This is a genomic window from Streptococcus danieliae (assembly GCF_013415245.1).
Lineage (GTDB): Bacteria > Bacillota > Bacilli > Lactobacillales > Streptococcaceae > Streptococcus > Streptococcus danieliae_A.
Genome location: NZ_JACBXX010000024.1, coordinates 1 through 7,483 on the forward strand (window position 1 = coordinate 1; position 7,483 = coordinate 7,483).

General features: G+C 37.8%; 5 protein-coding genes and 1 rRNA gene. All 6 read left to right on the plus strand.

Annotated elements, in window-relative coordinates; genetic code table 11:
• The first annotated feature begins 420 nt into the window (after positions 1-420).
• The gene (locus HZY94_RS00445; RefSeq protein WP_179924497.1) at positions 421-2,388 is read left to right on the plus strand and encodes a peptide ABC transporter substrate-binding protein; all 1,968 of its coding nucleotides are present in this window, start codon (positions 421-423) and stop codon (positions 2,386-2,388) included.
• 181 nt (positions 2,389-2,569) lie between these two features.
• Positions 2,570-4,066, plus strand: coding sequence for an ABC transporter permease (locus tag HZY94_RS00450; protein WP_179924498.1), 1,497 nt, complete (start codon positions 2,570-2,572; stop codon positions 4,064-4,066).
• The gene (oppC, locus tag HZY94_RS00455; RefSeq protein WP_179924499.1) at positions 4,066-4,992 is read left to right on the plus strand and encodes an oligopeptide ABC transporter permease OppC; all 927 of its coding nucleotides are present in this window, start codon (positions 4,066-4,068) and stop codon (positions 4,990-4,992) included. The genes HZY94_RS00450 and oppC overlap by 1 nt, the downstream gene beginning before the upstream one ends.
• 8 nt (positions 4,993-5,000) lie before the next feature.
• On the plus strand, positions 5,001-6,068 hold the full coding sequence (locus HZY94_RS00460) for an ABC transporter ATP-binding protein (protein ID WP_179924500.1): 1,068 nt from the start codon (positions 5,001-5,003) through the stop codon (positions 6,066-6,068).
• 1 nt (position 6,069) lies between these two features.
• Entirely contained in the window at positions 6,070-6,993 is a 924-nt protein-coding gene (locus HZY94_RS00465) for an ATP-binding cassette domain-containing protein (protein ID WP_179924501.1), read from the plus strand.
• A gap of 374 nt (positions 6,994-7,367) precedes the next feature.
• A 16S ribosomal RNA gene (locus tag HZY94_RS00470) occupies positions 7,368-7,483 on the plus strand; the annotation flags it as partial.

The window sequence follows — 7,483 nt, forward strand, 5'->3', positions numbered from 1 at the left end:
CCAAACCTTAAAATCCATTGTGAATAGAGAATGGACAAGGTCCTTTCTAGATACGTAGTGGTTTTATATTGTTGTATTTCAAAACTAAGCATCCATTATTTTTCAACTTTTGATTTTAAATGAGTATTAGAATTATTTCACTTCCTAAACTTAGGGAAGGATATCATTTTTTATGAACTTGATGATGAATAGCCAAGGCCCTGATATTATTTTTTAAAAGAATAAGCAACGGGAATGATTCTTATAAATGAAATCGCTAACTATTCTGAAAATTGTGATATAATTGAATTTGAATCAGAATATTTAGTTTCTTCTGAGCATAACAAAAGGTTCTTGTAAGAATTTTCAGAAAATTAAGTTGACTTTTCTAGTAGATTTTATTACAATGGGTTAAACTTAAGTAGTTAAAGGAGATATAGTATGAAAAAGAGTAAGCTATTTGCGGTAGCAGGCGTAGCTCTGTTATCGGTGGGTGTATTAGCGGCTTGTTCATCTTCAAGCAGTGGAGAGCAATCTACATATTCATTTGTGTACGCGACTGATCCAGATAATTTGAATTATTTAACGACTGGTAAAGCTTCAACAGCTGATATTACGTCTAATAATATTGATGGTTTGTTGGAGAATGATCAGTACGGGAATCTAGTACCTTCTGTAGCAGAAGATTGGTCTGTATCTAAAGATGGATTGACCTACACTTATAAAATTCGTAAGGGAGTCAAATGGTTTACTTCTGAGGGAAATGAGTATGCTGAAGTAAAAGCTCAGGACTTTGTAACTGGTCTTAAATATGCTGCAGATAATAAAGGGGAAGCTCTTTACGTATTACAAGATTCTGTTAAGGGTTTGAAAGACTATATCGATGGTAAGTCAAAAGATTTTGGTACAGTTGGAATCAAAGCAATTGATGATTACACATTGGAGTATACATTAACAAAACCTGAGCAATACTGGAATTCTAAACTAACATATGGAATTACCTATCCGGTAAATGAAGACTTCTTGAAATCCCAAGGAGAAAACTTTGCTAAAGCGAGTGATCCAAGTACAATCCTTTACAATGGTCCATACATCTTAAGTGCTGTGACAGCTAAGTCTGAAATTCAGATGGTTAAAAATGAAGGCTATTGGGATAAAGACAATGTTCATTATAAGACAATCAAGTTAACTTATGATGATGGTTCTGATTTAGACTCAGTAATTAATGGCTTTGATAAAGGAATCTATTCTGGTGCTGGTTTGAACCCTAATTCACCAGGTTATAAGAAGTTCCAAGAGAAGTATGCAGATAACATTGCTTACCGTCCACAAGATGCAACAACTTACCTGTTAGGTATGAATATTGATCGTCAGTCTTACAAGTACACAGCTAAGAAAACTGATGCAGAAAAAGAATCTACCAAAAAAGCTTTGTTGAATAAAGATTTCCGCCAAGCATTGACTTTTGCATTTGATCGGGAGGCATATGAAGCTCAGATTCGTGGAGAAGAAGGAGCACTGAAACCTTTACGGAATCTTTTTGTCCCACCTCAATTTGTACAAGCTGGGGGTAAAGATTTTGGAGAGATGGTTAAGGAGCAATTAGCTGATAAGGAAGAATGGAAAGACGTTGATTTAAGCGATGCTCAAAACGGTCTTTATAATCCAGAAAAAGCAAAAGCTGAATTTGCTAAGGCTAAGGAAGCTCTTCAAGCAGAAGGAGTACAATTCCCAATTCGTTTGGATATCCCTGTAGATCAAACAGCTATTACAATGGTTCAGCGAGTTCAGTCTTTGAAACAATCCATTGAGAAAAACTTGGGTTCAGAGAATGTTGTCATTGATATTCATCAAATGTCATCAGATGACGTAAATAACATTACCTATTTTGCTGAAAATGCAGCTCAAGAAGATTGGGATTTGAACAATAAGGTCGGTTGGGGTCCTGACTATCAAGATCCGTCTTCTTACTTGGATATCTTGAAACCAAGTAGTGGTGAAAGTACAAAAACATATCTTGGATTCGATTCTGGAACAAACAATGCAAATGCACAAAAAGTTGGTCTAGGTGAGTTTGAGCAGTTGGTAACAGAGGCTGGTGGAGAAACAGCCGACATTCAAAAACGTTATGAGAAGTATGCGGCAGCTCAAGCTTGGCTAACAGATAGTGCTTTGATTGTCCCAATTGAATCTAAAGGAGGAAATCAAGGTGTTGCTCGTATCAAACCATTTAGCGGTCCATTTGCTTGGTCAGGTAATAAAGGTGGTTCCACTTTGTATAAATACCTAGAACCTAGCGATGAAATTGTTACAAAAGATGAGTATGAAAAAGCTCAGAAAGAATGGAATGAGAAACGAGTAGAAAGCAATAAGAAGGCTGAAGAAGAAGCTAAATCTCACGTGAAATAATAAGTAGGGATAGAAGTTTTCAGTGACAACTGTTTTAGGATAAGTGATCACTCATTTATTGAATTCTCTGTTAGAACAAGGAGAATCAAAAGCAGTAAGCCTTGCGGGGGTGGGATAAAGAGCTTTTCAGATTTGAGAAGCTCTATCCCACTCCCGTTTTTGAAATGAAAAGGATGATTCGATGAAACGTTATATTTGGATGCGGATTTTACGTTCGCTCTTATCGATTTTCTTGGTGACTACTATTATTTATTCAATTGTTTATACAATGGTCCCTCGAAATCTTATTTTTAAACAGGATCCTAACTATAATAAGATTGCAAAAACACCAGATAGCAAGACAGATTATGAAAATACAGTCTTTGAGCGAATGGGATATGTGGATTATTATACAAGTAAAGAGCTCCAGGAAAAAGCTAGTCAATTGGATTCCTCAGTAACTGTTGAAGCAACAGAAAGTAATAAGAAAATTTATGAAGATTTCATAAAAAAAGAAGGACGTGGTTGGGAACTTTTCCAATTCCAAGATAGTAAGCAGTTTTATGCAGTACGTCAAGTCCCAGCGTATGAGCGAGTTTTTGATTTTTACAAAAATCTCTTTCAAATTGACCATCCTTGGAAAATTCAAGATGCTTCTAATCCTGATTTGAAGCGCGGAATTTGGATTGAAAATGATCCAGCAATCGGCTGGGCTGTTGTTGGTTCAGGAACCCAGCATAAGTACTTGCTATACTTCAATAATCAGTTCCCATTTGTTCATCAGAATTTTATTAAATTGAATTTGGGAATTTCCTATCCAACTTATTCTAATGTTCCTGTTCTTCAAGTTATCAGTCAAGGACAAGGGCAGTCTAAGGTCAGTGAAGTACAATTTCCAACTGGGAAAAAGATGTCTTCTATTGATATTTATTCTCGAACTTATAAGTCACCAAGTAAAGCGGATGCACAGGACATTGCGAACTTTGGTGAGGGTGACGCTTATACTCAAACTCAAACAGTTTATCAGTCACCGTCCATGCTTGTAAACTCTGCAATTATTGGTTTAGTAGGTGTTATCATTTCTTATAGCTTAGCAGTTCCTTTTGGAGCTTTGTTGGCACGCTATAAGAATACAGCTATTGATAGTCTGTCTACAGCTTTCTTGACATTCTTAATGGCTATTCCAACGATTGCCTTGGTTTATCTTGTTCGTTTGTTAGGCTCGTTTATTGGATTACCAGATTCATTTCCAACTCTTGGTGCAGGAGATTGGCGTTCATATGTGCTTCCAGCAGTTATTTTAGGGATTTTAGGTGTTCCTGGGTTAGCTATTTGGATTCGCCGTTACATGATTGATCAGCAGTCTAGTGACTATGTACGTTTTGCTCGTGCAAAAGGATTATCTGAAAAGGAAATTATGAGGAGTCATATCTTTAAAAATGCTATGGTTCCAATTGTTGCGGGAATTCCATCTGCGATTATCTTAGTCATTGTTGGAGCTACCTTGACAGAATCTGTATTTGCTTTTCCAGGTATGGGTAAAATGTTGATTGACTCTGTCAAAGCAGCTAATAATTCAATGGTTGTTGGATTGACCTTTGTGTTTACAAGTTTATCGATTTTAGCAAACCTTCTAGGAGATTTGTTAATGACTGTTCTAGATCCTCGTATTAAACTCTCTTCGAAAGGAGGCAAATGATGTCTCAACCAGATGTATCTAAATTTACCTTTGTGAAAAGAGATGATTTTGCCTCAGAAGTCATCGATGCTCCAGCTTATTCTTACTGGAAATCCGTTTTTAGGGAATTCTTAAAAAAGAAAACAACTGTAGTTATGTTGGCTTTGTTAGCAGGAATTGTCCTTATGAGTTTCCTATATCCATTGATTTCGGATTACAATCCTAATGATGTCAGCAAGGTGAATGATTTTAGTCTTCGATTTATCAAACCGAATGGAGAATATTGGTTCGGAACGGATAATAATGGACATTCTCTATTTGATGCTGTTTGGTTTGGAGCTCGTAACTCCATCTTGATTTCCGTCATTGCGACAATTATTACCACAGGTTTAGGAGTCATTGTTGGTGGAATTTGGGGAGTTTCCAAATCTGTAGATAAGGTAATGCTAGAGATTTATAATATAGTATCTAACATCCCTCAACTTCTTATTGTTATCGTATTGACCTATTCTTTGGGATCGGGTTTTTGGAATTTGATTTTTGCTATGAGTATTACAGCATGGATTGGTGTTGCTTACTCTATTCGTATTCAGATTCTTCGCTATCGGGATTTAGAGTACAATTTAGCTAGTAGAACACTGGGGACTCCATCCAGCAAAATCATTGTTCGTAACCTTCTCCCACAGTTGGTATCTGTTATTGTAACTATGTCAGCTGCACAGTTACCGTCTTACATTTCATATGAGGCGTTTTTGTCTTACTTTGGTCTTGGATTACCAGCCACAGTTCCTAGTTTAGGACGTCTTATCTCTAGTTATTCTCAGAATGTAACGACGAATGCTTATTTATTTTGGATTCCACTAACAGTCTTGATATTGGTTTCGTTGTCTTTCTATATTGTTGGACAGAACCTAGCGGATGCTAGTGATCCACGTACGCATAGATAGGAGAAAGAATGGGAAAAGAGATTATTTTAAGTGCTCAAGATGTAGTTGTGGAATTTGAAGTGAGGGATCGGATCCTCACAGCCATTCGAGGGGTTTCTTTAGATTTATACCAAGGAGAAGTTTTAGCCCTAGTTGGTGAATCTGGGAGTGGTAAATCTGTATTAACAAAGACATTTACAGGAATGTTAGAAGAGAATGGTCGAGTGGCCAATGGTAGTATTATTTACCGTGGTCAAGAGCTAGCGAAGATTGCTTCTAATACGGAGTGGGCACAAATACGTGGTCAGAAGATTGCGACTATTTTCCAAGATCCGATGACTAGTCTAGATCCTATTAAGACAATCGGAAGTCAAATTACAGAAGTTATTACGAAGCACCAAGGGAAGACAGCATCTGAAGCTAAAGAAATGGCAATTGACTATATGGATAAGGTTGGTATCCCAGATCCTGAACGTCGTTTCCATGAGTATCCGTTTCAATATTCTGGAGGGATGCGCCAACGGATTGTTATTGCGATTGCGTTAGCGTGTAAGCCGGATATTCTGATTTGTGATGAACCAACAACGGCCTTGGATGTAACTATCCAAGCACAGATTATTGATCTTCTCAAACATTTGAAACAAGAGTATGGATTTACGATTATATTCATCACCCATGACTTGGGGGTTGTTGCCAGTATTGCGGATAAGGTAGCGGTGATGTATGCTGGCGAGATTGTTGAATATGGAACAGTGGAGGATATTTTTTATGATCCTCGTCATCCGTATACATGGTCACTGTTATCCAGTCTTCCTCAATTAGCTAGCGAAGATGGGGAACTCTTTTCTATCCCTGGAACTCCTCCGTCTCTTTATACTGAATTAGCTGGAGATGCTTTTGCTTTGAGGTCGGACTATGCATTGGCTATTGATTTTGAAGAAAAAGCTCCTATTTTTCAAGTATCAGCTGACCATTGGGCAAAAACTTGGCTTCTTCATGAACATGCCCCTAAACTTGATAAGCCAGAATTGATTGCGAATCTCCACGAGAAGATCAAATCTCAGATGGCATATATGAATAAGACAAGGGAGGGATAGGATGCCAGAAAAATTAGTTGAAGTCAAAGATTTAGAAATTTCCTTTGGAGAAGGTAGTAAGAAATTTACTGCGGTAAAGAATGCGAATTTTTTCATCAATAAAGGAGAGACTTTCTCATTAGTTGGAGAATCAGGGAGTGGTAAAACAACGATTGGGCGAGCGATTATAGGTTTGAATGAAACGAGTTCGGGAGATATTCTCTTTGAGGGGCGTAAGATTAACGGTCCGCAGAGTCGTGAAGAAGAGAAAGAACTTATTCGTAAAATCCAGATGATTTTCCAGGACCCGGCTGCTAGTCTTAATGAACGAGCTACTGTTGATTACATCATTTCGGAAGGTTTGACAAATTTTCATCTATATAAGGATGAGGAAGAACGTCAGCAGAAAGTTCGAAATATTGTAAATGAAGTTGGATTGCTTGCAGAGCACCTTACTCGTTATCCTCATGAATTCTCTGGAGGACAACGTCAGAGAATTGGGATTGCACGTGCACTTGTCATGCAGCCAGATTTTGTAATTGCGGACGAACCTATCTCTGCTTTGGATGTGTCTGTTAGGGCCCAAGTCTTAAATTTATTGAAAAAATTTCAGAAAGAATTAGGTTTGACCTATCTATTCATTGCCCATGATCTTTCAGTTGTTCGCTTTATTTCAGATCGTATTGCGGTTATCTATAAAGGGGTTATCGTAGAAGTAGCAGAGACGGAAGAATTGTTTACAAATCCAATTCATCCATATACTCAATCTCTGTTATCTGCAGTACCAATTCCCGATCCAATTTTAGAGCGTCAAAAAGTATTGAAAGTATACGATCCGAACCAGCATGATTATAGTGAGGAAGAGCCAGCGATGGTTGAGATTTGTCCCAATCATTATGTTTGGGCTAGTCCAAGCGAGGTTCAAGCCTATTTGAAGGCACAGTAGATTTTAAACAGGAGTTGAGGTCTCTTCCTCGACTCTTTTTTTGAAAAAAATTTAAAAAAGTTGAACAAAACTCTTGCCAAGGTGAGCCGAGTGTTGTATACTAAGAAAGTCCTGAAGGGAGAGTTCCTTAAACGGGACAGTTAGTGGATAAAGGTTCGGTTCATCCGAACCAAGCCAAAAAAACTTCAAAAATTTTTCAAAAAAGTGTTGACAAAGATTTGAGGTTTTGATAAACTAATGAAGTTGTCTCGTGAGAGACATGACCTTTGAAAACTGAACAAGACGAATACCAATGTGTGGGACACTAGAAATAGTGCCCGGCAAGAAAAAAACAATAAATCTGTCAGTGACAGAAATGAGCAGTAGCTCAAACTTTTGATGAGAGTTTGATCCTGGCTCAGGATGAACGCTGGCGGCGTGCCTAATACATGCAAGTAGAACGCTGAAGAAAGAGCTTGCTCTTTTGGAAGAGTTGCGAACGGGTGAGTAA